Annotated in this window: 30 protein-coding genes; 14 read left to right on the top strand and 16 right to left on the bottom strand. The window is 63.5% G+C overall.

Features of this window, described 5'->3' with window-relative positions:
- Positions 1–108: 108 nt before the first annotated feature.
- Positions 109–816, top strand: coding sequence for a winged helix-turn-helix transcriptional regulator (locus AC1D1B_RS03390; protein ID WP_477329352.1), 708 nt, complete (start codon positions 109–111; stop codon positions 814–816).
- A 319-nt stretch (positions 817–1135) separates the two neighbouring features.
- On the top strand, positions 1136–1645 hold the full coding sequence (locus tag AC1D1B_RS03385) for an alpha/beta fold hydrolase (protein ID WP_477329350.1): 510 nt from the start codon (positions 1136–1138) through the stop codon (positions 1643–1645).
- A 39-nt stretch (positions 1646–1684) separates the two neighbouring features.
- On the opposite strand, the gene AC1D1B_RS03380 is transcribed toward AC1D1B_RS03385, so the two are convergent.
- On the bottom strand, positions 1685–2236 hold the full coding sequence (locus AC1D1B_RS03380) for an autotransporter (protein ID WP_477329348.1): 552 nt from the start codon (positions 2234–2236) through the stop codon (positions 1685–1687).
- Between the two features lie 104 nt (positions 2237–2340).
- On the opposite strand from AC1D1B_RS03380, the gene AC1D1B_RS03375 reads away from it, so the two are divergent.
- Positions 2341–3057 (top strand): GntR family transcriptional regulator, encoded by a 717-nt coding sequence (locus tag AC1D1B_RS03375; protein WP_477329346.1) that lies wholly within the window; start codon positions 2341–2343, stop codon positions 3055–3057.
- Positions 3058–3078: 21 nt separating this feature from the next.
- Here the strand turns inward: AC1D1B_RS03375 and AC1D1B_RS03370 are convergent, their stop codons facing one another.
- Entirely contained in the window at positions 3079–3969 is an 891-nt protein-coding gene (locus AC1D1B_RS03370) for a sigma-70 family RNA polymerase sigma factor (protein ID WP_477329344.1), read from the bottom strand.
- A gap of 59 nt (positions 3970–4028) precedes the next feature.
- Positions 4029–4343, bottom strand: a complete 315-nt coding sequence (locus AC1D1B_RS03365; protein WP_477329342.1) for a hypothetical protein — start codon at positions 4341–4343, stop codon at positions 4029–4031.
- A gap of 152 nt (positions 4344–4495) precedes the next feature.
- On the opposite strand from AC1D1B_RS03365, the gene AC1D1B_RS03360 reads away from it, so the two are divergent.
- Both AC1D1B_RS03360 and AC1D1B_RS03355 read left to right on the top strand, forming a co-directional pair.
- Positions 4496–4861: a VOC family protein gene (locus tag AC1D1B_RS03360; protein WP_477329340.1), complete on the top strand. Its 366-nt coding sequence runs from the start codon at positions 4496–4498 to the stop codon at positions 4859–4861.
- 99 nt (positions 4862–4960) lie between these two features.
- Positions 4961–5767: an alpha/beta fold hydrolase gene (locus AC1D1B_RS03355; RefSeq protein WP_477329338.1), complete on the top strand. Its 807-nt coding sequence runs from the start codon at positions 4961–4963 to the stop codon at positions 5765–5767.
- Positions 5768–5851: 84 nt separating this feature from the next.
- On the opposite strand, the gene AC1D1B_RS03350 is transcribed toward AC1D1B_RS03355, so the two are convergent.
- The 4 genes from AC1D1B_RS03350 to AC1D1B_RS03335 form a co-directional block, all read right to left on the bottom strand.
- The gene (locus tag AC1D1B_RS03350) at positions 5852–6838 is read right to left on the bottom strand and encodes a Gfo/Idh/MocA family protein (protein ID WP_477329336.1); all 987 of its coding nucleotides are present in this window, start codon (positions 6836–6838) and stop codon (positions 5852–5854) included.
- Between the two features lie 75 nt (positions 6839–6913).
- The gene (locus tag AC1D1B_RS03345) at positions 6914–7489 is read right to left on the bottom strand and encodes a YceI family protein (RefSeq protein WP_477329334.1); all 576 of its coding nucleotides are present in this window, start codon (positions 7487–7489) and stop codon (positions 6914–6916) included.
- Positions 7490–7556: 67 nt separating this feature from the next.
- Positions 7557–8135 (bottom strand): cytochrome b, encoded by a 579-nt coding sequence (locus AC1D1B_RS03340; protein WP_477329332.1) that lies wholly within the window; start codon positions 8133–8135, stop codon positions 7557–7559.
- A gap of 309 nt (positions 8136–8444) precedes the next feature.
- Positions 8445–9335, bottom strand: coding sequence for a LysR family transcriptional regulator (locus tag AC1D1B_RS03335; protein ID WP_477329330.1), 891 nt, complete (start codon positions 9333–9335; stop codon positions 8445–8447).
- Positions 9336–9431: 96 nt separating this feature from the next.
- On the opposite strand from AC1D1B_RS03335, the gene AC1D1B_RS03330 reads away from it, so the two are divergent.
- Entirely contained in the window at positions 9432–10427 is a 996-nt protein-coding gene (locus AC1D1B_RS03330; protein WP_477329328.1) for an aldo/keto reductase, read from the top strand.
- 235 nt (positions 10428–10662) lie between these two features.
- On the opposite strand, the gene AC1D1B_RS03325 is transcribed toward AC1D1B_RS03330, so the two are convergent.
- From AC1D1B_RS03325 to infC, 8 genes are all read right to left on the bottom strand, one after another.
- Positions 10663–11265 carry a nucleotidyltransferase family protein gene (locus AC1D1B_RS03325; protein ID WP_477329326.1) on the bottom strand — a complete coding sequence of 201 codons (603 nt, stop codon included), beginning with the start codon at positions 11263–11265 and terminating at the stop codon, positions 10663–10665.
- A 73-nt stretch (positions 11266–11338) separates the two neighbouring features.
- Positions 11339–13747 carry a phenylalanine--tRNA ligase subunit beta gene (gene pheT / locus AC1D1B_RS03320; RefSeq protein ID WP_477329324.1) on the bottom strand — a complete coding sequence of 803 codons (2409 nt, stop codon included), beginning with the start codon at positions 13745–13747 and terminating at the stop codon, positions 11339–11341.
- Positions 13747–14181: a GFA family protein gene (locus AC1D1B_RS03315; protein WP_477329322.1), complete on the bottom strand. Its 435-nt coding sequence runs from the start codon at positions 14179–14181 to the stop codon at positions 13747–13749. The genes pheT and AC1D1B_RS03315 overlap by 1 nt, the downstream gene beginning before the upstream one ends.
- On the bottom strand, positions 14178–15281 hold the full coding sequence (gene pheS / locus AC1D1B_RS03310) for a phenylalanine--tRNA ligase subunit alpha (RefSeq protein WP_477329320.1): 1104 nt from the start codon (positions 15279–15281) through the stop codon (positions 14178–14180). The genes AC1D1B_RS03315 and pheS overlap by 4 nt, the downstream gene beginning before the upstream one ends.
- Positions 15282–15406: 125 nt before the next feature.
- Entirely contained in the window at positions 15407–15808 is a 402-nt protein-coding gene (gene rplT, locus AC1D1B_RS03305; RefSeq protein ID WP_006201247.1) for a 50S ribosomal protein L20, read from the bottom strand.
- A 93-nt stretch (positions 15809–15901) separates the two neighbouring features.
- Entirely contained in the window at positions 15902–16105 is a 204-nt protein-coding gene (gene rpmI / locus AC1D1B_RS03300) for a 50S ribosomal protein L35 (RefSeq protein WP_006201248.1), read from the bottom strand.
- A 348-nt stretch (positions 16106–16453) separates the two neighbouring features.
- Positions 16454–17092 carry a methyltransferase family protein gene (locus tag AC1D1B_RS03295; protein ID WP_477329319.1) on the bottom strand — a complete coding sequence of 213 codons (639 nt, stop codon included), beginning with the start codon at positions 17090–17092 and terminating at the stop codon, positions 16454–16456.
- Between the two features lie 144 nt (positions 17093–17236).
- Positions 17237–17773, bottom strand: a complete 537-nt coding sequence (gene infC / locus AC1D1B_RS03290) for a translation initiation factor IF-3 (RefSeq protein ID WP_181056876.1) — start codon at positions 17771–17773, stop codon at positions 17237–17239.
- Between the two features lie 234 nt (positions 17774–18007).
- On the opposite strand from infC, the gene AC1D1B_RS03285 reads away from it, so the two are divergent.
- From AC1D1B_RS03285 to AC1D1B_RS03270, 4 genes are all read left to right on the top strand, one after another.
- Complete coding sequence (locus AC1D1B_RS03285) at positions 18008–18778, top strand: alpha/beta hydrolase (RefSeq protein ID WP_477329317.1); 771 nt, start codon at positions 18008–18010, stop codon at positions 18776–18778.
- Positions 18779–18781: 3 nt separating this feature from the next.
- A complete protein-coding gene (locus tag AC1D1B_RS03280) occupies positions 18782–19924 on the top strand; it encodes a benzoate/H(+) symporter BenE family transporter (protein ID WP_477329315.1) in 1143 nt (380 codons plus the stop codon).
- Between the two features lie 117 nt (positions 19925–20041).
- Positions 20042–20527, top strand: a complete 486-nt coding sequence (locus tag AC1D1B_RS03275; protein WP_477329313.1) for a DUF2852 domain-containing protein — start codon at positions 20042–20044, stop codon at positions 20525–20527.
- A 119-nt stretch (positions 20528–20646) separates the two neighbouring features.
- Positions 20647–21405, top strand: a complete 759-nt coding sequence (locus AC1D1B_RS03270; RefSeq protein ID WP_477329311.1) for a M48 family metallopeptidase — start codon at positions 20647–20649, stop codon at positions 21403–21405.
- Between the two features lie 24 nt (positions 21406–21429).
- Here the strand turns inward: AC1D1B_RS03270 and AC1D1B_RS03265 are convergent, their stop codons facing one another.
- Positions 21430–21648, bottom strand: coding sequence for a hypothetical protein (locus tag AC1D1B_RS03265; protein WP_477329309.1), 219 nt, complete (start codon positions 21646–21648; stop codon positions 21430–21432).
- Between the two features lie 111 nt (positions 21649–21759).
- Here AC1D1B_RS03265 and AC1D1B_RS03260 point away from each other — a divergent pair, with 111 nt between their 5' ends.
- From AC1D1B_RS03260 to accD, 4 genes are read left to right on the top strand one after another with little or no spacing between them, the layout of a single operon-like run.
- Positions 21760–22419: a phosphoribosylanthranilate isomerase gene (locus AC1D1B_RS03260; RefSeq protein WP_477329307.1), complete on the top strand. Its 660-nt coding sequence runs from the start codon at positions 21760–21762 to the stop codon at positions 22417–22419.
- Between the two features lie 28 nt (positions 22420–22447).
- On the top strand, positions 22448–23668 hold the full coding sequence (gene trpB, locus AC1D1B_RS03255) for a tryptophan synthase subunit beta (protein ID WP_477329305.1): 1221 nt from the start codon (positions 22448–22450) through the stop codon (positions 23666–23668).
- A 2-nt stretch (positions 23669–23670) separates the two neighbouring features.
- Positions 23671–24510: a tryptophan synthase subunit alpha gene (trpA, locus tag AC1D1B_RS03250; RefSeq protein ID WP_181056819.1), complete on the top strand. Its 840-nt coding sequence runs from the start codon at positions 23671–23673 to the stop codon at positions 24508–24510.
- A gap of 48 nt (positions 24511–24558) precedes the next feature.
- A complete protein-coding gene (gene accD, locus AC1D1B_RS03245; protein WP_477329303.1) occupies positions 24559–25482 on the top strand; it encodes an acetyl-CoA carboxylase, carboxyltransferase subunit beta in 924 nt (307 codons plus the stop codon).
- The last annotated feature ends 37 nt before the right edge of the window (positions 25483–25519 follow it).

Below are 25519 nucleotides of genomic sequence, written 5' to 3'. Positions count from 1 at the left end.
GCAGAAGGCGGGCCGGCGCTAGGGCAGCTTCGGAAGTGTTCCGCTTCAGATTGTGAACTGGCCTTGGACCTCCGCGCGGGCTAACTTGCGGTGCAGGAGTGGTCGGCCATGACGCGACGGCCTTACGGACTGGTCTGCCCGATCTCGCTCGCCTGCGAGATATTGGAACCGCGCTGGACGATCCAAATCCTGACCGAGCTCTGGAACGGCTCGACCCGCTTCAACGACATTCGCAAGGGGGTGGGCAACATCTCGTCCGCCATCCTGTCGAGGCGGCTCAAGGAGATGAAAGCGTTGGGCCTCGTCGAGCGCATCGAGGACAAGGCGGCGGGCACCGTCGACTATTTCCGCACCGAGAAGTCGATCAAGCTCGAACCGGCGATGAACGCGCTGGCTGAATGGGCGCAATGCAACATCGAGGCGGAGATCGCGCTCAGCGGTGCGGATGCTTCGACCATCATGTGGGCCGTGCGGCGAAAGATCGACCTCGCTGCACTGCCGCGGCGGCGCGCCGTCATCCGCTTCCATTTCCGCGACGATCCCCCACCGAAGTACCCCCATTACTGGTTTGTGGTCGAGCCAGGCGCAGACTTGCCGGAGCTATGCTCGCTCGACCCAGGCCGGGACGTCGACCTTTACGTCGAGACCGGCGTTGTTTCGCTAGGGGCCATCATCGAGGGACGCTCTAGCATTGAGCGCGAGAAAGAAAGGGGCGGCCTTTTCCTGAGCGGTGACCCCGGCCTTGCCCGCAGCATAGACCGTTGGCTGCGAACCTCGGGCTGGGCGGCGCTCGAGGGAATCGTCCAGCTTTCTTGAAAGCCATACTGGGGTTGCAGCTTATTCTACCTGTCCGGGGCGGCCCCGCCGTGTGCAGCCGCTACCGCGCGATCCTGCAGCGTGTTGACAAGGAATAGCCAACAACGGCCACCCGCCTGAACAGTGCGGATCAGCTCGACGCCCGGTCAGCTCCAGCCGCTAGGTGGCCAGTGCGTCCAGCGTCCATAGCGAACCCAGCACCGGCGCGATGCGCGCGATCCGACAGATGTCACCTAGCTTCTTCGACCGTGGGCGATCAGATCGTCCACTCTTGACAGGAATAGCTTCAGGGTCGGCCCTGGATATCGTTCGCCGACTGGTGCTGGTCGGCACTGGACCACGAAGCGGCGAAAGCATGGATACCGGTACGCCCGAAGGCGCCCAGATCTTCGGTGCGACCTATGAGAATCCTGACGACCTTTGGCTTCGTGTTCACTTTACGCCTTCGCAAGCGAGCCAGGCTGCCGGGCGCCGGCTTCTCAAGCGCTCCCAGCTTCGCACCGAAGATCGCGATCCTCCGGTAACCGACATGGCTGTGCTGGCGCAGCGCGCCGCTATCGGCAAATGGGGCGCCAAACGCAAAAACGCCTGGGATTACTTGAAGGACATCAAACAGCCTGCCCTGGTCATCAACGGCAGCAACGACGTCATCATCTATACGATCAACTCCTACATCCTGCAGCAGAACCTGCCCAATGCCCAGCTGATCATCTATCCCGATTCCGCACACGGCTCTCTGTTCCAATATCCGGCGTTGTTTGTCGCCGACGTGACGCGTTTCCTGAACGCCGAGATTCCGTTTCCAACCGAAGAGCGTAGTGCCGCGTAGTTCATCAAGGCCGCCGCGCCCTCGTCGCCCCTTCCCGCACTAGGAACCGGATCGCCCAATTGGCCTTGCCCCAGCCAGATACCGCTCATTGTCGAAGGGCTCCGCCTGGGTGCTGTCCGGGCTCCACATGTGGCGGTCGATCTCCGTCAGATTGCCGAGATAGACATGCAGTGCGCCGGAGCGTGCGCTGCCGGTGTTGGCGACCGCATGCACCGTATCCGGCGTCATGTGCACCACGGCGGGCGCTGCGATGTCCTGGCGTTCCGGTGTATCGATCTCGCTGCCGTCGACGGGATAGATGAAGTTGGTCTCGCTGCCCTTGTAGATGCCGATCAGCGCATCCATCAGATGATTGTGCGCCGGATACTGCAGGCCGGGCGACAGCGTGATGTGATAGATCGTCAAGTCGGGGCTCGCATGCAGAAGCACTTCATCGTCTTCTTCTTCATGGGCGAGCACGCCCGATGCGTGGAAGCGATCAGTGTGCTCGCGCAACACTGCCTTCACCCGATCGAAGGCATCAGGACCTTTAGCTGCGTTGACGATATCGGCGGTTACGGCGTAGAGAGGCGAGTCGGCGGCCAAAGACATTGTCAGTTATCCCTCTTAAGAAGCTTAATACTTATAACTGAGATGCTCAGGCTAGCGAATGCCGGAACCAGCGTCAACTGGATCGCCCGAACGGAAGAGCTGACATGATCGCCCCGAAATCCGCAGCCGCGTCCCCGTCGACCGCCGACATATTGCGCAGCGAGGAAGCCTATGAGCAGCTGAAGAGTGACATCGTCGCCTGCGTGCTGCGCCCCGGCGAAAACCTGACCGAAAAGCAGATCGGCGACCGCTACCAGATCAGGAAGGCGACGATCCGCTCGGCACTTGCCCGGCTGACGCAGGAAGGGCTGATCAAGAGCGAGCCGCGCCGCGGCTATGTCATCGCACCGCTCAGCCTGCGCGACGTCAACGAGATTTTCGATGTCCGCAGCCTGATCGAGCCGGAAGTGTTCCGGGTGGCCGCGGCAAACCTCACGGAACGCGGGCTCGACGACATCAGGCTGGCAGCACAAAAGGTGCTGAAGCCGGAGACGTTGCGCAGCCATGTCGCCTTCCTCGCCGCCGATCGCGCCTTTCGCCTGGCGTTGGCCGAGCTTTCGGGAAATCTGCGGCTGGCGCGGCTGCTCGACCAGATCCTCGACCAGTCGGAGCGCGTTCTCCATCTCGGCTTCAAATCGCGCGACTTCACGCAAACGATCATCGGCCAGCAGAAGGAGCTGGTGCTTGCCTGCGAGGTGGCCGAGGTCTCCGCCATGGCAAAGCTTGCCCGTTCGCAATGCCTGTCGCTCAAGAAGCAGGTGCTCGAGGCCCTGCTCGCCGGCTCCAAACTGCAGGACGCCAATTTGCAAAGCTTCGCCTGAGGCGGCGAAGGCCGTCTGCACTCATTCTTCGATGAAGCGGATCTCCGCGTCGGCGAGGCAATAGGGTGCATAGCGGAAATCTCTGATGTGGCTGACCTTTCCGTCCTGCCAGTCGACCAGCATGAAGCCGCGCACGGCGTCGTCCTCAGCCTGCGGATTGCGGATCAGGATCGCCGGTCTGCCATCAACAAGGCCGAGCGACAGCGCCCAGTCGCTGACGCGGTCGTAATTGCCGAAATAGTTGGAAACCTGCGCCTTGCCGCGCATGCGGGTGCGGTTGACGACTTCAAGCTGGATGTCCTCGGCGATCAGCGCGCGCACGGCGTCGAAGTCGCGCGCGTTGAACAGGTCGACATAGCGGCGCAGGCGCCGCTCATCGTCGGCATCGAGCTTTGGGACGGGCGCCTGTTCATCCTGCAGGGCCAGCAGCCGCAGCTGCGCCCGCCCGCGATGCAGCGCCGCCTTCGTTGCGGCCAGCGTCGCGCCTGACACTTCGCAGGTTTCGTGCAGGCTGAGGCCAAGCACGTCGACCAGGATCACGGCGCTGCGCTGCGCCGTCGCCAGCTGCATGAAGCTGCGCAGGCTGGCGGCGGTGGCGAGCCTGGCATCGGCATTTGCGGAGGGGTCTTCGATCGTCGTCATGTCGGTCTCGCTCATGCGCGCCTGCTCCCGCTGGCGCCGGCGCAGATGATCCTGCGCGGCATTGTGGGCGATGCGGAACAGCCATTGCTCGGGCCGCTCGACAGAGGCGTCGCCGTCAATGGCCTGGAGCGCCTTGATCAGGGTCTCCTGGACGATGTCCTCGCCATCGATCACCGAGCCGGCCATGCGGGCGCAGTAGCGGTGCAGCTTCGGCCGCAAGGAGCCAAGCATCGCCTCCAGGGCCACGCGGTCGAGTTTTGCTGTGTTCATCCTGTCCGTTCCCAGTATGGCGCTCTGGCACGGCGCCAACGCCGTGCCAGTCGTTGCAATCAGGCTGGCACGGCCGCATCGGCACCTGCCAGCATACGATAATTGCCGACGATCTTTGCCGGCGATCTGGCGAGCGGCGTCGAGCGTCGCCCGGCATGATCGGCGCTGAAGGCCTTGAAGGCGGCGAGCCCGGTCAGGCCGTCGCCGTCCTGGCTGACAAGATGGACGAATTCGCCATTCTCCAGTTCCAAGACGAGGTAGCGCACGGATTGCGGCTTGGTTTCGTCGAGCGCCTCGAACACCTTTGCCACCAGCATACGGTTCTGCGCGATGCTTTCATCCTTCACGCCGTAGCGGATGAGATTGTAGCCCATTGTCGTCTCCTGTTTTTCCAGTCTGCACGGAGAAGACGTTTCGCGGCCTCGAAAAGATTCTCCGCCCCGGCCGAATCTTTTTGATCGTCCGGATCGTCTTTCCCCGTGGACGGCTGCGCGGCAGCCAATCGAGAAGCAGGGAGAGACCCATCATGCATATCCAGTTTGCCGAATTGCCTGTCATCGACCAGGATCGCGCCAAGGCTTTCTACACCGATCACCTTGCCTGCCAGGTGATAGCCGATCAGCCGATGGGCAACAGCGGCTGGCGCTGGGTCGAACTGGCGTTCCCCTTCGCCGTCACCAATTTGCATTTCATCAGGCGGACCGATGAAGCGCCGAGCGCCGAACCCGTGATGGTTCTGGTCGACGACAATGTTGAGGCGATGGTCGCCGCGCTGAAGGCGCGCGGCGTCGAAATCATCACCGAGCCGCAGGAAGCGCCCTGGCAGCCGGGCCGAATTATCGCCGAGTTCCGCGACAGCGAGGGCAACCGCATGGTTGTCGCCAGCAAATGAGCGGGACCGACGCAAAGCTGAACTTTGACATGACAGCAACAGGAGAGATGGACATGACCCCTCAATCGTCGACGCTGAAAGTACCGGGCGCCAGCCTCTATGATGCGCGGTTCCGGCCCCGTGCTGCTGATCATCCCCGGCGGACCGCAGGACGCCGGCGTCTTCGCCGATGTCGCGCACCACCTCGCCGACCGCTATACGGTCGTCGCCTATGATCCGCGCGGCAATTCGCGCAGCATCTTTGACGGGCCGCCTGAGGAGCAGGACCTCGATGTCCATGGCGACGATGCCGCGCGGCTGATCGAGGCGCTGGGCGCCGGGCCGGCCTATGTGTTCGGCACCAGTGGCGGCGCCCAGATCGGGCTCAACCTCGCCGCCCGTCATCCCGGCCGGGTGCGTACGCTGGTGGCGCACGAACCGCCCAGCATGATGCTGCTCGACGACCCGGCGCCGGCTCTGGCCGGCATGCGCGACCTGCACGACACCTATCGCAGCCACGGCGTCGAGGCGGCAATGCAGAAGTTCTTCAGCGAGAATGGCCTGTCGGAAGGACTGGACCATGATGAAGCCGGACCGCACGAGCCACAGGACGGGCCGCCTTCGTTCGAACCGTCACCCGAAGAGGCCGAGACCTTTGCCAGGGTCAGCGGTAATTTCGAATACTGGCTGGCGCATGGCGTCATGCCGCTATCGCTCTATCGTCCCGATGTCGAGGCGCTGCGCGGCCGCCCCGTCGTCGTCGGCATCGGAGAAGAGTCCATCGGCCAGCCGATCGACGGCATGGGCAAGGCGCTGGCCGACAGGCTCGGCAGCAAGCGCGCCGCCTTTCCCGGCGACCATATGGGTTTTGCCCCCTATCCCGACCGCTTCGCCGAGACCTTGCACCTGGCGCTCAGCGGCGCGTGAGATCGTCAGTTCAGTAGAAAGGGCGTCCGCATGCTGATGCGGGCGCCCTTCTTCCATTAACTTACCCGGCTAATTACTACGGGATCAGACCGCCTCCCAGCCTTCCTTGCCGCCGGCGCGGAAGATGGCGTCGATGACCTTCTGGTTGAGCACGGACTCCTCCAGCGTGAAGACGCGTTCCTTGCCGCCCGCCGCTGCCCTCGCAAAAGTCTCGACTTCGCGCCGGTATTGCTGCGTGCCGGGAAAGCGGAACACCTGTGCCTCAGTGTGGTTCTGGTTGTGCAGTTCGATGCGGTGATGGTCGTAAAGCCCTGCATTGAACGGCGAGAACACTTCGATGAAACCCTTCTCGCCGTGGAACACCATGACCTGCCGCGCCGCCATCTGCGTCGACAGGTAGAACGACAGTTCGAAGTCGCCGAAATCGGCGCGGATCGAGGAATAGATGTCGGTGCCGAATTTCTTGTCGCGCTCAATCGTCGCCTGCACGCGCAGCGGCTCCTTGCCGGTCGAAAACCGCGTCGACACCGTCGGGTAGACGCCGATATCGGGCAGCGCGCCGCCGCCGAGGTCGAGTTGGTTGCGCATATTGGTGGGGTCGACATTGTAATAGGAGAAGGCGCCCTGCACATGGCGCAGCCGGCCGATGGCGCCGTCGGCGATGAGGTCGCGCACCTTGATCCATTGCGGGTGGTAGATGACCATGAAGGCTTCGCACACCAGCACCTTCTTCTGATCGCGCAGCTTGATCAGCGGCGCGATATCCTTGGCGTCGAGCGCCAGCGGCTTTTCCACCAGCACATGCTTGCCGGCTTCGATCGCCTTGGCCGTCCATTCGACATGCTGCGAGGTCGGCAGCGGGATGTAGACGCCATCGACGTCTTTCGACGCCAGCAGTTCCTCATAGGAGCCGAAGGCGTGGCGGGCGCCGAAACGATCGCCCAAGGCCTTGGCCTTCGACAGGTCGCGGCTGGCGATCGCCGACAGCACGCCATTCTCGGCCTCGACGATTGCCGGCAACAATTGTTCGCGGCCGATCTTGGCCGTCGACAAAACACCCCATCGGAACATCAGGCTTCTCCTATCGATTTACAGGCGAGGAGGTTTGCCCGAATTTGGGGGAAAAGCCAATTAGCGACAGGCGCGCTAGCCCTTTTTCCCCGTCAGCGTCATGTCGAAGTCGACGATATTCGAATAGATCGGCGTGCCGACATCCATGCCATAGCGAGAGCGCAGCACCTTGCCGGTGACGTGGAATTTTATGACACCGCCCTTCAGACCACCGAGTTCGGCGGTAAACTTTTCGGCAAACGTCTTGCCGCGCGCCGTCAGCCGGCCGCTGACCAGCGCCGTGGTGTCGCTGGTGCGGGTGACGCTGGTCGAGCGGAACTGGATTTCCGGACTGTTGGCGGCGTCGAACACCGCGTCCGAGCGCAGGAAGGCATCGATTCGGCCCTGGCCGGTGCCGACGCTTTCGGGATAGATGGTGAAATTGACCTGGGAGCGTCCGACATCGCTGTTGTCGATGCGGATCGAGCCCTTGAAGCGGCCGAAGGCGCCATCGAGGCCCCCGCCGCCGACCTTGCCGATGGAAAAGCGGATGCTGGAGCTGGCCGGGTTGACCGTGTAGCTGCCGGCGGCGTCGTTAAGGTCGACCGCGGCCAGGACGGGCATGGCAAGGCAAGCGGCGACAGCCGCCAATCCGAAGATGCGCGCATACATGGGTTTTGTCCTTCTGGGGCAGGCAAAGTCCTGCGTCTTTCCTCCATGAACGAATACGCGGCGTGCCCTATTCCACATCGTCATCTGACGAAGGCGTGATCATACGCGTGAGCACGCTGTCGCGCAGCCAGAAATGGTGGCGCAGCGCCGCCAGCGCATGCAGCGCGACCAGCGCAATGCCGGCATAGGCGAGATACCAGTGCGCGGCTGCCCAGAAGCTTTCCGCGGCATCAGATTCGACGAGCGGCAGATTGGGCATCACGAACAGGTTGAACGGCATGCTGGGGATCTCCAGCATCGACACCGAAACCAGTGCCCAGCCGGACAGCGGCAGCGCGAGCTGGAAGGCATAGAGCGCCAGATGCGCCAGCGGCGCGGTGCGGCGCTCCAGGCCTCCGACCGAGGCCGGCAGTGCCGGCGCCGCATTGCCGAGCCGCCAGGCAATGCGCAGGATGATGAGACCGAGCAGCAGGAAGCCGAAGGATTTGTGCAGCTGGATGAGCTCGAACGCGGTGCGCTGGCTGGTCAATCGCACCATGACGAAGCCGAGCGCGAACTGGCCAATGAAGATGATTCCGATCAGCCAGTGAAGGATGATGGCCGCCCAGCCGTAGCGGGTTGAGCTGTTTGTGATCGATGCCTGCATGGCAAATAAACGAATGGCAGGTGGCCTTTCTTCCGTGTGAGGCGGCGACCGCCTATGAGGCGAGACAATTTCCGATGCTGGCGCTGCCCCTCATTGCCCTGCCGGGCATTTCTCCCCGTAAACGGGGAGAAAGAAGCGGAGCTGCCCCGGCACCGCTCTTTCTGCAACGCCGGTGATTGGCGAAATCATCGAGGAGAGCGTCCCTCGCCCCGTTTACGGGGAGAGGATGCCGGCAGGCAGGTGAGGGGCAGCGCTGACGTCGGCTGTGTGAGTTCAAGCCGAAGCGACCATTTTCGCTCCTGCTCGTTCTCACCCACCCACCCTGAAAAAATCCACAAACGCCCGCAGCGCCGGGCGCATCTGGCGGCGGCTGGGATAGTAGACGAAGAAGCCGTCGAAGGGCGGGCACCAGTCTTCCAGCACGCGGATCAGCCGGCCGTCGGCGAGTGGCGCCCGCACATAATCGTCGAAAACAAAGGCGAGCCCAGCGCCGTCGACCGCTGCCTGGGCGATCAAATGGTCCTCGTCGAGGATCAGCGGCCCTTGAGCGGCGAATTCGATCTCTTCGCCATCCTTTTCGAATTCCCAGCGGTAGAGAATGCCGCTGGAAAAGCGGAAGCGGATGCAGCGGTGATCGGCAAGATCGCGCGGATGCTGCGGTCTAGGCATGGTCGCGAAATAGGACGGCGCGCCGACCACGGCGCCGCGAAGGTCTGGTCCTATGCGCATCGCGATCATGTCGCGCTGCAGGCTCTCACCGAGCCGCACGCCGGCATCGAAGCCGCCTTCGACGACATCGGTGAAGCGATCCTCGATGATGATTTCCAGCACGATATCGGGATAGGCCGATGCAAAGGCGCCGAGCCTGGGCGTCAATGCCAGGTGGGCCGCGGTGCGCGGTACGGTCAGCCGCAGATTCCCGGCCGGCCGATCACGCGCCTCGACCGCCGTCTCCAGCGCCAGGTCGATCTCCGACAGCGCCGGCCGCAGGCGCTCGAGCAGCTGAGCGCCTGCCTCGGTCGGCGCGACGCTGCGCGTGCTGCGCGCCAGGAGCCGCACGCCAAGCCGCGCCTCCAGGCTGGACACCGCGTGGCTCACCGCCGAAGGCGCGATGGCCAGTTCCCGCGCCGCGCCGCGAAAACTGCCGCATTGGGCGACTGTTGCCAGTACGGCCAGTTGAGAAAGATGGGCTCGGTTCATTGATCTATTTTATAGAACAGCCCGTGCGAATGACATCCAATTATCGAAAATAAGGCAAGGCGCTATCTCTCCCTCATCGCAACAAGGAGATGCGCCATGAAAACCCGCAAACTTGGTACTGAACTCGAAGTCTTCCCCGTCGGCCTCGGCTGCATGGGCATGAGCTTCGTCTATGGCGGCCAGCCGGAAGCCGAAGCGATTGCCACCTTGCGCCGCGCTGTCGAGATCGGCGTGACGTTTTTCGACACGGCCGAAGTCTACGGCCCCTTTGAGAACGAGATCCTTCTCGGCAAGGCGTTGAAGCCGGTGCGCGACAAGGTGACGATCGCCACAAAATTCGGCTTCAAGATTTCCGAGGAAGGCTCAGGCATCGAGCGCATGGTCGGCGTCGACAGCCGCCCTGAGCACGTCAAGGCGGTGGCGGAAGCCTCGCTGAAGCGGCTCGATACCGATGTCATCGACCTCTACTATCAGCACCGCGTCGACCCCAACGTGCCGATCGAGGACACGGTCGGCGCCATGGCCGAACTGGTGCGCGAGGGCAAGGTGCGGGCGCTGGGCCTGTCGGAGGTCAGTGCCGCCACCATCCGCCGCGCGCACGCCGTGCATCCGATCGCTGCCGTGCAGAGCGAATATTCGCTGTGGAGCCGCGATCCCGAAGACGAGGTGTTCGATGTCTGCCGCGAACTCGGCATCGGCTTCGTCCCTTACAGCCCGCTCGGCCGCGGCCTGCTCACCGGCACCATCGCCAAGCCGGATGCCCTAGGCGACGACGACTGGCGCCGCACCTTGCCGCGCTTCCAGGCCGACGCCATGGCGGCCAATGCCAAGGTCATCGCCACGCTGGAAAAGCTGGCGGTGGAAAAAGGCGTCACCTCGGCGCAGCTGGCGCTGGCCTGGGTGCTGCACCAAGGCGACTTCATCGTGCCGATCCCCGGCGCGCGAAAAATCCGCCATCTCGAGCAGAACACGGCGGCGGCTGGGATCGAGCTGAGCGCGGCCGAAGTGGCGGCGATTGGTGACGCGCTGTCGCCCGACAAGGTGGTCGGCAAGCGCTACACGGAGGAACTGCTGGCGCTGGTGAATGGGTAGGCCACAACATGCTGAGAGGGGCGCTTCGGCGCCCCTTTGTTTTGACATGTCGGCGCGCGGCACCCCCCTCTGTCCTGCCGGACATCTCCCCCTCAAGGGGGGAGATTAGATGGCATCGGCGCTTTCGCTTATCGCCAACATTGCAAGGAGGAGTGCCGACGCTCCAACTGCCAATCTCCCCCCTTGAGGGGGAGATGCCCGGCAGGGCAGAGGGGGTGCCTCGCGCCGACATTCTTCACCACGGCACAACCGTAATCTCCGGCCAGCACTCCTTCGCCCGCGCCCCCTTCGCCTCATGCGTGCGCTGGTTATCCGTCACCCGGTTCGGCGTGATGCGAAATGAAAACATATCATCCAGCCCGAACGGCGCCACCAGCTCCAGCTGCCCATCAGCATCGTACCGAACCCCGACCGCATGTGTCTTCGAGGCAAAATGGCTGATGGGTTCGCTGGAACTCGTATAGCGCGGGCACGGCTGCCCGAACTTCTTCGGATACCACAGATGCACCCGCGCCTGGTTGCGCACCTCGACCGGCAGCGCCAGCCCCTCGAAATGCCGCGCCGCCCGGCGGATCACCGCATCCTCGGCCTCGTAGGACAGGTCGCTGTCATCGAAGTAGAAGAGGTCGACATCCCTGATGCCGTAACCCGACGGCTTGCCGGTCAGATGGTTCCAGACGCTGTTGTAGAGGGCGCCGGACACCACCAGCCAGTCCTGCAGGTTGAGCGCGCGAGCCCGCGCCAACGCGTCGCCGACCAGCGGGTCAGCCGACACGATGGCGAGGAACGCATCGCGTTGTGCTTCGAACGAGAGCCCGGAATAGCGCAGATGGTCCATCGTCCTTTGGAGGGCGATTCGTCATCGCTCGGCAATCCTCAAAAGGCAAATGCGTAAAGCGGCGTTAGCCGCTCTACGTCCTCAGCACGCCGCCCGTCTGCTTGCCGACATTGTCGACGATGCGCTTGGCCAGCGCCTCGAAATCCTCGTCGGTCAGCGTCTTTTCGACCGGCTGGATGGAGACTTCGATGGCGATCGACTTCTTGGCGGCACCGAGCGACGCACCTTCGAAGACGTCGAACACCGAGACGCCGGTGACCAGCTTCTTGTCGGCGGCGAGTGCCGCGCGCACCAGCGTGCCGGCTTCCACCGTCTTGTCGACGACGAAGGCAAAATCGCGCTTCACCGCCTGGAAGGCGGACAGCTCCAGCTTCGGCTTGGTTTTCGTCGGTTTGGCCTTCGGCTCCGGCACGGCGTCGATATAGACTTCGAAGCCGCAGATCGGCCCGGAAACGTCGAGCGTCTCCAGCGTCTTCGGGTGGAATTCGCCGAACGTGCCGAGCACCGTCTTCGGCCCGAGCTTGATCGTGCCGGAGCGGCCGGGATGATACCAGGCCGCGCCGCCGGGCTCGATCTGCAGCCGGTCGACCGGCGCGCCGCAGGCTTCGAGTGCGGCAATCGCATCGGCCTTGGCGTCGAACACGCCGACCGGGCCGGAATTGCCGGCCCAGCTGCGACCGGAGCCGTCGAGCTTGGCGGTGCCACGCCGCACGCCGGCGGCAACGCGCCGCTGCTGGTCGGGGCCATCGCCTTCATAGGTGCCGGACACCTCGAACAGCGCCACGTCGCCAATACCCTTGTCGGCATTGCGCTGCGCGGCGACGATCAGCCCGGGCAGCAGCGAGGGTCGCATGTCGGACATATCCGCGGCGATCGGGTTGGCGAGCTTCAGCGCGGTCTGGCCGCCGCCGAACAGTTCGGCGTGTTTGGCCGGGATGAATGACCAGGTGACGGCCTCCATCATGCCCCGCACGGCGAGCGAGCGCTTGGCGGTGCGCGTGCGCACCTGCAGCGTCGTCAGGATCTTGGAATTGACCGCATCATGCGCGCCGAGCGGCTGCGGCGCGATGTTGTCGACGCCGTGGATACGCATGACTTCCTCGACAAGGTCGGCCTTGCCGTCGACATCCGGACGCCAGGATGGCACCTTGACGTCGACAATATCGCCCGAACCCTGCGACTCGAAGCCGAGGCGCGAAAGGATGTCGAGGCTTTCGGCCTTCGGCACCTCGATGCCGGTCAGCCGCTTCACTTCCGACAGCGGGAAGGAGACGATCTTGGGCTTGTGACCGGCATAGCCGACCACCTCGGTTTCCGTCGGCTCGCCGCCACAGAATTCGAGCATCAGCTTGGTCGCCAGTTCGATCCCTGGAACCATGAACTCAGGATCGACGCCGCGCTCGAAGCGGTAGCGCGCATCGGTGATGATGCCGAGCGTGCGGCCGGTGCGGGCCGTGGTAATCGGGTCCCAAAGTGCCGATTCGATCAGGACGTCGGTGGTGTTCTCGTCGCAGCCCGAATGCTCGCCGCCCATGACGCCGGCGATCGATTCGACGCCATTGTCGTCGGCGATGGCGCACATGTCAGGCGTCAGCGTGTATTCGCGGCCATCCAGCGCCATCACCTTCTCGCCGTCGCGCGCGCGGCGCACGACGAGATTGCCGGCGACCTTCGTCGCGTCGAACACATGCAGCGGCCGGCCGCGGTCGAAGGTGACGTAGTTGGTGATGTCGACCAGCGCGCTGATCGGCCTCAGCCCAATGGCGATCAGCCGCTGCTGCAGCCATTTCGGCGACGGGCCGTTCTTCACGCCCTTGACCAGCCGGAGCGCGAAGCCTGGGCAAAGCTCTGGCGCCTCGATCTTCACCTTGACCGGGCACAAGCCGTTGCCGACATGCGGCATGATCGCGCCGCCGACAAGGCGGCCAAGCCCGCTTGCCGCGAGATCGCGGGCGATGCCGTACACACTTGTCGCATCCGGCCGGTTCGGCGTCAGATTGATCTCGATCACCGGATCGTCGAGATGCGCATAGGCGGCGAAGCTGGTGCCGACCGGCGCGTCGGCCGGCAGGTCGATGATGCCACTATGCTCGTCCGACAGCTCCAGCTCGCGCTCGGAGCACATCATGCCGTGGCTTTCGACGCCGCGGATCTTGCCGACGGTCAACGTCACATCGATGCCGGGCACATAGGTGCCGGGCGCGGCGAAGGCACCGATCAGGCCGGCGCGTGCATTCGGCGCGCCGCACACCACCTGGATGGGCGCCGCGCCATTGCCGGTGTCGACAGTCAGCACCCGCAGCCGGTCGGCGTCGGGATGCTGCACGGCCGTCAGCACCTTGGCGATGACGAACGGCTTCAGGCTGGCCTTGTCGTCGACATGCTCGACTTCGAGGCCGATCGAGGTCAGCCGCTCGACAATCTCGTTGAGCGTGGCGTCGGTCTCCAGATGATCCTTGAGCCAGGAGAGGGTGAGTTTCATCACTGTGTTCCGTTTTGTCTGTGCCCGTCCGGTCGGGGCGCGCTTGTCTTCAAATGGCGCGGCAGGTCGTCGGGCATATGCAGGAAAGGCAGTTGCTCGCGCACATAGGCGTGGTGGGTCGGCCGAAAATAAGCCGGCATGTCCATGGCGCCGAGCATGAAGTAGATGTGGTCTTCCAGTCGCTCATCGACATAGGCGATCGGCGAACCGCAAATGCCGCAGAACGAGCGCGTCACCGGCCCGTTCTCGTACATTTTCAGCGCCTTGCCGGTGAAAGCCACCTGCTCGGTCAGGAAGCCGACAAAGGCCGACACCGGCGCGCCGCTGGCCCGCCGGCAATCGCTGCAATGGCAATAGCTGACATGGTGCGGTTCGGCCGAAGCCTCGAACCGCACCGCGCCGCAGCGGCAGCCGCCAGCATGCGGCGCCGTCATGCGGAGAGACCTCCGAACAGTGTCGGCATGTCGAGCGGCCGGAAGCCGTAATGCGACAGCCAGCGCACATCGGCGTCGAAGAAGGCGCGCAAATCCGGCATGCCGTATTTCAGCATGGCGATGCGGTCGATGCCCATGCCCCAGGCAAAGCCCTGATATTCATCGGGATCGAGCCCGCCGGCGCGCAGCACATTGGGATGCACCATGCCGCAGCCGAGGATCTCCATCCAGTCGGAGCCTTCGCCGAAGCGCACTTCGCCCGGCCGCGAGCGGTCGCACTGGATGTCGACCTCGAGGCTCGGCTCGGTGAACGGGAAGAAGGACGGCCGGAAGCGCATCTTCACCTGTGGCACCTCGAAGAAGGCCTTGCAGAACTCCTCCAGCACCCACTTCATGTTGGCGACATTGGCGGTCTTGTCGATCACCAGCCCCTCGACCTGATGGAACATCGGCGAGTGGGTGGCGTCCGAATCCTGCCGGTATGTCTTGCCGGGGATGACGATGCGGATCGGCGGCTTCTGCTTCTCCATGGTGCGGATCTGCACGGGCGAGGTGTGCGTGCGCAACAGCTTGCGCTCGCCCTTCTCGTCCGGCTGGAAGAAGAAGGTGTCATGCATCTCCCGCGCCGGATGCCCTTCGGGGAAATTCAGCGCGGTGAAATTGTAATAGTCGCTCTCGACATCGGGCCCTTCGGCGATGGCGAAGCCGAGATCGCCGAAGATCGCCGCGATCTCGTCGATGACCTGGCTGATCGGATGAATGCGGCCGCGCTCGGCTGGCGACTGCCGCACCGGCAGCGTCACGTCGACCGTCTCGGCGGCGAGGCGCGCTGTGACCGCGACGTCCTTCAACTCAGCCTTGCGCTGTGACAGCGCCTCAGTGACGCGGTTCTTCAGGCCGTTGATCTCCGGTCCAAAAATTTGGCGCTGTTCTTGCGACATCCCTCCTAGAGACTTCAACAATTCAGAGACGGAACCCTTTTTGCCCAACGCGGCTACGCGAACGGCTTCGATCGCCGCTTCGTCACCGGAGGCCGCGATATCGGCCATCAACGTTCCTTCGAGAGCGTCGATAGTGCGGTCGTTCAATGTGATGTTCATCGCGGATACCAATTGAAAGATAAGTAAACAGTGACTTACGTCGCGGACCATAAGAAAAACCCGCGCCAGCCGTGCCAGCGCGGGTTCCCCAGATCAGAATTGCGAATGCTTGGGAAGCGCTGGTCTTAGGCGACAGCGCTTTCAAATGCATTCGGCGTGGTGTTCTTCAGATATTCGAGCGCGACCTTGGCCTTGGCCACGAGCGCGGCGAAAGCCTGCGGCTCATGGATAGCCATGTCGGACAGGATCTTGCGATCGATCTCGATGCCGGCCTTATTGAGGCCGTCGATGAAGCGGCCATAGGTCAGGCCATGCTCGTGGGTCGCGGCATTGATGCGCTGGATCCACAGCGCGCGGAACGAGCGCTTGCGGTTCTTGCGGTCGCGGTAAGCGTACTGCAGCGACTTTTCCACCGCCTGCTTGGCGATGCGGATGGTGTTCTTGCGACGGCCGTAGAAGCCTTTCGCGGCTTTCAGGACCTTCTTGTGCTTGGCGTGCGAGGTGACGCCTCTTTTTACGCGTGCCATGTCATGATCTCCTTAAAAGCAATTCCAGGAAAAGTGCCTTGCGGTTTTCCGTTCGGAATTGCGTAAAACTAATGCGTGTCCGGACCGAATGCCTTAGAGGCCGTTCGGCAGAAAATTCTTGATGACCTTCTTGCCATCCGGTTCAGCCAGAACCATCGTGCCGCGGGCATTTCGAATGAACTTGTTGGAACGCTTGATCATGCCGTGACGCTTGCCGGCCGCAGCCGACAGGACTTTACCCGTACCTGTGATCTTGAACCGCTTCTTGGCGGCCGACTTGGTCTTCATCTTGGGCATTTTGCTACTCCGTATTGGTGGCGCACAATCGCGCTTCTTGTTCGCTTCGGGCGGACCAAAAGCCCGAAAAGCAAATGAAACCGCCACGGCATGCCCTGCCGGGCGGTTTTCTTGGAACGGCGGTCCTATACGTCAAAGCAGGCGCGCGCGCAACACCCGAAGGGCTGCGACGCTCTGTCTTAATCCACAGTGCAAGGCTGGGGTCGGATAGGTGGGTTGAGATTCAGGTCAAGCCGAGCCGAAAACGGTGGGTTCCGAGAACCGGAGCGGAGCGTACTCAAGTACGTGAGCACCGGAAGCGCAGGTGTCAGCCGTTTGCAGGCCGGCCTCACCTGAATATCAGCCTACCTAGGGCAGCCGGAACAGCACCGGCAGTATCCCCGACTGCTGGGCGCCGTCGATGGTCTCGAACACCGGCAACGCCACCAGGAACACCAGCCCGTCGAGCAAGGTTGTCAGCAACAGCCGCGGCTTGAAGCTGCCGGTATCGCCCTCCTGGTAGAGCGATAGTTTGGGAAAGAAGCGCGGCACCCGCGCCAGATAGGCTTCGTAAGGCGCGCCCAGCAATCCTTTGAGATACTTTTCTTCGCGCAGGATGACGATGTGGAAGGCGCCGGCGCAGAGAAGCGCAAACAGGATGACGCCGGAGAACGAGCCGATCTGCGCCCCGACGCCGGCGGCGGCAATTGTCGAGAACACATAGAGCGGGTTGCGGGTGATCGAATAAGGTCCGCCGGTGACGACTTCGGAGGATTTGCGCCCGCCAATATAAAGTGTCGACCACAAGCGCCCGACGACGCCAAGGAAGATCAACAGCACGCCGAACATCTCGATCGTTTCGTGCACCGGGGTCTCCGGTGGAAAGGTCGACTGGCCGAACAGCAGGGCGGCAAACAGCACCACCACCAGGACCGCAAGCACCATGCGGCGCATATGCTGGTAGCCGCCCAGCTCCTTGACGGGCGCAGGCTTGATTTCATTGGCCATGTCGGGAATCCGATCGTGGAAAAGCTTTGCCGGCGATCGCAGCGTCTGGACAAGAAAACAGGCGTCCCGCCGATCGCAGGGACGCCATGTAGCAGGATTCAGGCGGATTTAGAGCGCTATTGGCTCGCCTGAACCTATCGTGATCTAGCGTGGGGCCAGCACCATCATCATCTGGCGGCCTTCGAGCTTCGGCTCGGCCTCCACCTTGGCGATGGTCGCCGTTTCCTCGCGCACCTTGTTCAGGAGCTGCATGCCGAGTTCCATATGCGCCATCTCGCGGCCGCGGAAGCGCAGCGTCAGCTTGACCTTGTCGCCTTCCTCGAAGAAGCGCCGCACGGCCTTCATCTTGGTGTCATAGTCATGGCTGTCGATGTTCGGGCGCATCTTGATCTCCTTGATCTCGATGACCTTCTGGTTCTTGCGCGCTTCGGCCGCCTTCTTCTGGTTGGCGTACTTCAACTTGCCGAGATCGAGGATTTTTACGACGGGCGGCACCGCATTGGGCGATATCTCGACCAGATCGAGCCCGGCCTCTTCGGCGAGCAGCAATGCGTCGTTGATGGAGACATCGCCTCGGTTCTGGCCTTCGGCGTCGATGAGCTGGACCCGGGGAACCCGGATATCACGGTTGGAGCGCGGGCCATCCTTGGTAGGCGCCGCTGCTTTGAAAGGTCTGCGAATGGTCGTGGTCTCCTTGGCCGTTTCGTTCAGGGGTTCAAATCTAGAAATATTCAGGACGCGCCAATGTGGTGAGCGCGCGGGCGGAGTCAATAGCACAGCGCTAACGGAAAATCACCCTGAACGCAGGCCTGCACCAAACAAAGGATATAGCGGGCACTTTCCGGCTCGCCTTTGCCTGTGCCAAAAGACCGGCGAGGAAAATCGGGCCCCTACAACCAGGACTGACAGATCGCCATGACCGCGACCACCCCAACCCTTCTGGATGTCCAGGGAATCAGCATCGCGGTGCGCCATTCCTCGGGCGCGACGCCCGGCATTGTCTGGCTCGGCGGCTACAAATCCGACATGCTGGGCACCAAAGCCGAGACGCTGTCGGACTGGGCGGCACGGGAAGGCCGCGCCTTCTTGCGCCATGACTATTCCGGCCACGGCGAATCCGGCGGCGTCTTTGCCGACGGCACCATCTCGAAATGGCTTGGCGAGAGCCTCGCCGTCTTCCGGCGTTTCACCAAGGGCAAGCAAATCCTGGTCGGCTCATCGATGGGCGCCTGGATCGCGCTGCGCATGGTGCAGGAACTGCGCAAGGCGGGCGACAGCAATGTCGTCGGCCTGGTGCTGCTCGCGCCGGCGCCGGATTTCACCACCGAGCTGGTCGAGCCGACGCTGACCGAGGCGCAGAAGCGCGACCTCAAGAAGAAGGGCTTCTTCGAAGAGCCGTCGGACTATTCCGCCGAACCTTACATCTACACGCGCGCGCTGATCGAGGACGGCCGCAACAACCGGGTCATGACCGGACCGATCGACACCCATTGCCCTGTCCATATCCTGCAGGGCCTGGCCGATGCCGATGTGCCGGCAAGCCATGCGCTGAAGCTGGTCTCCCTGCTGCCGGCCGACGACGTCACTTTGTCGCTCATCCCCGACGGCGACCACCGTCTGTCGCGGCCGCAGGACCTCGACATGCTGCTCAGGGCAGTTGGCGAGATGGTGCAGCGGGCAGGGTAGGACATGCGCATTTCCATCCCGATATCCGCCTTTGTCGCGGCAATCGTCGGCTTTGGCGGCACGCTGGCCGTCGTCATTGCCGCCGCCAAGGCGGTTGGCGCCACCCAGGCCGAGACGGCGAGCTGGGTGACGGCGCTGTGCCTGGCGATGGCGATGGAGTGCCTGTGGCTGTCCTGGCGCACGAAAATGCCAATCATCACCGCCTGGTCGACCCCGGGCCTGGCGCTGATGGCGGCATCGAGCGGCTTTACCATGGCCGATGCTGTCGGTGCCTTCATCGTCACCGGCATCCTGTTGATCGCCACCGGCCTGTTCAAGCCGCTGACCCAGCTGATAGCAAGGATACCGGCCTCGGTCGCCTCAGGCATGCTGGCCGGCATCGTCGTCACCTTCGCGCTCAACGCCGTCAAGACCATTCCCGTCGACCCCTGGCTGATCCTGCCGCTGATCGCCGCCTTCTTCGTCATCCGCCTGTTCAACCCGGCGCTGTCGGTGCTGGCGGTGCTGATCGGCGGCGGCATTGCCGCCTTCCTCACCGGCCGCGTCGGCGGCCTGCCTGCGCCGGAACTGTCAACGCTGACGCTGATTGCGCCGCATTTCAGCGCCGCCGCCATCATCGGCCTGGCGCTGCCGCTCTACCTCGTCACCATGGCCTCGCAGAACCTGTCGGGCCTCGCCGTCTTGCGCGCCGCCGGCTATCACCCGGAACCCGGCCCGCTGATCGGCGTCACCGGCCTGTTCTCGCTGCTGTCGGCGCCATTTGGTGGCTCGACCACCAATCTGGCGGCGATCTCGGCGGCGATCTGCACCGGCCCGGATGTCCATCCCGACCCCGCCGAGCGCTGGAAGACCGGCCCGTTCTACGCGCTGGCCTATCTCGTCTTCGCGATTTTCGGCGCCTCGCTGGTGGCGATCTTTGCCGTGCTGCCGCAGAGCCTGATCGTACTGGTGGCGGGTCTGGCGCTGATGGGCTCGCTCGCCAACGCGCTGTCGATCGCGCTCAAGGACGAGGACCAACGCATGGCCGCCACGGTCACCTTCGTCGTCACCGCTTCGGGGTTGACCCTGTTCGGCGTCGGCGCCGCCTTCTGGGGCCTGGTCGCCGGGCTGGTCGTGCTTTTCCTCGAAGCGCTCAAAAAGCGGTAATCATTTCAGACCCTTGTCCGGTTTTGGCCGGCATTGTCTTGAATCGCCGTTTTTGTCTTCCCATTTCGATTCCACGCAGCCGGGTTTGGCTGTCTCCAACCGAAGGAATGGGAGAAAATGAACACATCCGCATTGATCCGCCCGGCCTGGACGCCGGCGACCATCGCGCTGATGGTGATCGGCTTCATGGTGTTCTGGCCGCTTGGCTTCGCCATGCTCGCCTACATCATCTGGGGCGACCGGCTTGACGGCTTCAAGCGCGACGTCAACCGAGCCACCGACGGCATCTTCGCCGGCTGCCGCCGCGGCTCCGACAAGGCCGCGCGCTGGGGCCATGGTTCTGCCCGCACCGGCAACGTCGCTTTCGACGACTGGCGCGAGAAGGAACTCGAACGCCTCGCCGAAGAGCGCCGCAAGCTCGACGAGATGCTGAGCGAGTTCGACGACTACGCCCGCGAATTGCGCCGCGCCAAGGACCAGGACGAGTTCGACCGCTTCATGGCCAACCGCCACAAGTCGACCGCCCCGACAACGACGGGCTCGACTGAAACGGCCAAGCCCGCGACCCCGAAGCGCAAGGGTCCGAACCTGCTTGACGACTGAGATCCTGCGACAGGTCTCGGCATGACAGACGGCGTCGCGCGAGCGGCGCCGTTTCTTTTTTGTTCTCTTTTCGCGTTCGCTCCACTGGTCGTTTTCCTCGAATCGCGTATCGTTCAGCCATGTCCTTCGGCTTCTTTCGCAACCTGACCAAACCCAAGCCCTCGCCCGTCGAAGAGCGAGAGCATGTCGTTGCCGGCCGCACGCTGCCGCTCAAGATCGTCGAGAGCGGCCGGGCGCGGCGGCTGACGCTGCGCATTGATTCCGGCGGCCAGGGCCTGCGTATCACCGTGCCGCCGGGCCTGCGCCGCGGCGAGGTGGAAAAGTTCCTGCATCGCCACCAGGACTGGCTGGAGCAGCGGCTGGCCAAGGTGCCGACACGGCCGCAGGTTCGCCCCGGCATCAAAATCCCGATACGTGGCGTTGCCCATCGCATTATCCACGAACCGTCGAAGCGCGGCACCGTCACCGTCTCGCGTGACGAACGCGGCCCGCTGCTGATCGTGCATGGCGAGCGCATCCATTTGCCGCGCCGCATCGCCGATTTCCTCAAGCGCGAGGCCAAGAAGGAGATCGAGAAGCTGGTCATCAGACACACCGAGGCGCTCGGCAAGCGCGCCAAGGCGATCCGCTTCAAGGACACGTCGAGCCGCTGGGGCTCCTGCACCTCCGACGGCAACCTGTCCTTCTCCTGGCGCATCATGATGGCGCCGACGCCGGTGATAAATTACCTCGTCGCGCATGAGGTGGCGCATCTCAAGGAGATGAACCACGGCCCGAAATTCTGGAAATTGTGCGAGCAGCTCTGCCCCGACACCGACCGCTGCAAGGACTGGCTGAAGCGCAACGGCGGCGCTCTACAGGCGATCGTGTTCGATTAGCGAGAGCCTTCGCCGCCACTCCGCTTAGTCATCGTTCGCCGCGTTGAGCTGGTCCGGCCGCAACCCCTCGTCATCATGGCGCGGCCAGGGCAGGAAATTCTGCTCGAATTCATCGCTGCCGAAATAATCCAGCGCCCGATGCGCCTCGGCGCCGTTGAAGGCGGCCTTGTCCATCAGAAGGGCGATCACTTCACGCGCCTGCGCCATCTTCTGCCTGAGTTGGGCGACGGTTTCGTCTGCCATGATCATGCTCCCGCCTGCTATGTCTTCATAAGAAGGTAGCGCGTTCCGCCCGGGCGGCAAACAGCATGCTTTTTCTCGACTCTCGACGCTTTTCGTGCCAATCCCCGCGCCATGGCGCTCGATATCAAGATCTGCGGGTTGAAGACCGATGAGGCAATGGCTGCGGCATTGGCCGGCGGCGCCAGCCATGTCGGTTTCATCTTCTTCGCCAAAAGCCCGCGCTATGTCGAGCCTGCGGAAGCCGGCCGCCTGCGCCAGGCGGCGATCGGCAAGGCCAAGGCGGTCGCCGTGACGGTCGATGCCGATGACGCATTCCTGGACCAGATTGTCGAAAAGATGCGCCCCGACATGCTGCAGCTTCACGGCACTGAGACGCCCGAGAGGGTGGCCGCGGTGAAAGCCCGCTACGGCCTGCCGGTGATGAAGGTGTTCTCCGTCAGCGAGGCCGCCGATCTCGACAGGATAAAGCCGTACGTCGGCATTGCCGACCGTTTCATGTTCGACGCCAAGCCGCCGAAAGGCTCGCAACTGCCGGGCGGCAATGGCGTCGCCTTCGACTGGCGGATTCTGGCCGGCCTTGACGCCGGGCTCGATTACATGCTTTCCGGTGGGCTCAACGCCGCCAATATCGGCGACGCACTGAGATCAGCCAATCCGCCCGCAATAGACATTTCGTCGGGCGTGGAAAGCGCTCCGGGCGTCAAGGATCCGGCGCTGATCGAGCAGTTTTTCCGGGCCGTCAGGGCCGCGCGCGACGACCGCGCCGCCTGAATAATTCTTTCGAACCAGGAGATCGGCGATGGACCAGCCGGCGACACCCAATTCCTTCCGCACCGGACCCGACGAGCAGGGCATGTTCGGCATCTTCGGTGGCCGCTTTGTCGCCGAGACGCTGATGCCGCTGATCCTCGACCTGGAGCGGCACTGGAACGAGGTCAAGAACGATCCGGACTTCAAGGCCGAACTGACCAATCTGTCGACCCACTATGCCGGGCGGCCGTCAAAGCTGTATTTCGCCGAAGGGCTTACAAAACATCTCGGCGGCGCCAAGGTTTATTTCAAGCGTGAGGACCTGAACCACACCGGTTCGCACAAGATCAACAACTGCCTCGGCCAGATCCTTTTGGCCAAGCGCATGGGCAAGAAGCGCATCATCGCCGAGACCGGCGCCGGCCAGCACGGTGTGGCCGCCGCCACCGTCGCGGCGCGCTTCGGCTTTCCCTGCGTCGTCTATATGGGCGCCACCGACGTCGCCCGCCAAAGCCCCAACGTCTTCCGCATGAAGCTGCTCGGGGCCGAAGTGCGGCCTGTCACCGCCGGCCACGGCACGCTGAAGGACGCCATGAACGAGGCTCTGCGCGACTGGGTGACCAACGTCGAGGACACCTATTATCTGATCGGCACCGCCGCTGGCCCGCACCCCTATCCGGAGCTGGTGCGCGACTTCCAGTCGGTGATCGGCATCGAGGCGCGCGCCCAGATCCTCGAACAGGAAGGCCGGCTGCCCGACACCATCATCGCCGCCGTCGGCGGCGGTTCGAACGCCATCGGGCTGTTTCATCCCTTCCTTGACGACAAGGAGGTCCGCATCATCGGCATCGAAGCTGGCGGCCGTGGCCTCGACGGCATTGAGCATTGCGCCTCGATGAATGCCGGTGCGCCCGGCGTGCTGCACGGCAACCGCACCTATCTGCTGCAAAATGCCGATGGCCAGATCATGGACGGCCATTCGATCTCGGCCGGCCTCGACTATCCCGGCGTCGGCCCCGAACATTCCTGGCTGCGCGATAGCGGCCGCGTCGAATATCTGCCAGTCCTCGACGACGAGGCGCTGGAAGCCTTCAAGCTGACGACGCGCGTCGAAGGCATCATCCCGGCGCTGGAATCCGCGCACGCCATCGCCCATGCGGTGAAGATCGTGCCTGCCATGGACAAGGACCAGATCGTCATCGTCAACCTGTCGGGGCGTGGCGACAAGGACGTGCACACAGTGGCCTCGATGCTGGGCATGGAGATCTGATTATGGTGACCCGCATCGACCGCCGCATGGCAAAACTGAAAGCCGAGGGTCGCCCGGCGCTTGTTACCTATTTCATGAGCGGCGACCCGGATTATGACACCGCTTTGTCGATCATGAAGGCGCTGCCAAAGGCGGGCGCCGACATCATCGAAATGGGCATGCCGTTTTCCGATCCTATGGCCGATGGTCCCGCGATCCAGGCAGCCGGCCTGCGGGCGTTGAAAGGCGGCCAGACGCTGGTCAAGACGCTGCAGATGGCGGCGGACTTCCGCGCTGGCGATAACGAGACGCCGATCGTGCTGATGGGCTACTACAACCCGATCTACATCTACGGCGTCGACCGTTTCCTAAAGGACGCGATCGCCAGCGGCATTGACGGGCTGATCGTCGTCGACCTGCCGCCGGAAATGGACGAGGAACTCTGCATTCCGGCGCTGAAGGCCGGTATCAACTTCATCCGCCTGGCGACGCCGACCACCGATGACAAGCGCCTGCCCAAGGTGCTGCAGAACACGTCGGGCTTCGTCTATTACGTGTCGATGACCGGCATCACCGGCTCGGCCTTGGCCGACACCGGCAAGGTTGCCGCGGCGGTCAAGCGCATCAAGGGTCACACCGACCTGCCGGTCTGCGTCGGCTTCGGCGTCAAGACCGCCGAGCAGGCGCGCATCATCGGCGCCAATGCCGACGGCGTCGTCGTCGGTACCGCCATCGTCAATGCGGTGGCCAATGTGCTGGGGCCGAAGGGCGAAAAGACCGCCGATCCGGCAGAAGCCGTCGCCACTTTGGTCAGCGGCCTGTCGCAAGGCGTGCGTTCGGCTCGCCTTGCTGCTGCCGAATAGTCTTCTTACCTTTTTAGCCAACTCTTCGTCAGGACAGGAGCCGAAGCGATGAACTGGATCACCAACTACGTTCGCCCGAGGATCAATTCGATGCTCGGCCGGCGCACCGACATGCCCGAGAATCTCTGGATCAAGGATCCCGAGACCGGCGAGATGGTGTTCCACAAGGACCTGGAATCCAACCAGTACGTCATCCCGTCCTCGGGCCATCACATGAAGATCTCGGCCAAGGAGCGGCTGAAATTCTTCCTCGACGACGGCAAATACGAGCAGCTTGAGAACCCGAAGGTCATGCAGGACCCGCTCAAGTTCCGCGACGAGAAGCGCTACACCGACCGGCTGAAGGACGCCAAGGCCAAGACTGGCCTGGAAGACGCCATCGTCAATGCGCTGGGCACGGTCGAAGGCCTGCCGGTGGTGGTGACGGTGCAGGACTTCGCCTTCATGGGCGGCTCGCTCGGCATGGCTGCGGGTGACGCCATCGTGCACGCCTTCGAGGTCGCCCTGCAGCGCAAACGGCCGCTGATCCTGTTCGCCGCCTCCGGTGGCGCCCGCATGCAGGAAGGCATTCTGTCGCTGATGCAGTTGCCGCGCACCACGGTCGGCCTCGACCGGCTGAAGGAAGCCGGCCTGCCCTACATCGTCGTCTTGACCAATCCGACCACCGGCGGCGTCACCGCCTCCTACGCCATGCTGGGCGATGTCCACATCGCCGAACCCGGCGCGCTGATCGGCTTTGCCGGCCCGCGCGTCATCGAGCAGACCATCCGGGAAAAGCTGCCGGACGGTTTTCAGCGCTCCGAATATCTGATGGAGCACGGCATGGTCGACATGGTGGTGTCGCGGCTGGAACTGCGCGGAACGATTGCGCGGCTCCTGAAAATGCTGCTGAAGGTTCCCGAGCAGAAGCCGCTGGAGCCGGAAATCCTGCCGCCGGCGGTGATCCCTTCGGAAGCCCGGCCGCAGGCCTGACGCGACATTCCTGGCCGCTATCAGCGATTGCGCGCGA

This window comes from Mesorhizobium sp. P2_C5_2 (assembly GCF_056404535.1).
This window is presented reverse-complemented; position numbering and strand designations above follow the sequence as displayed.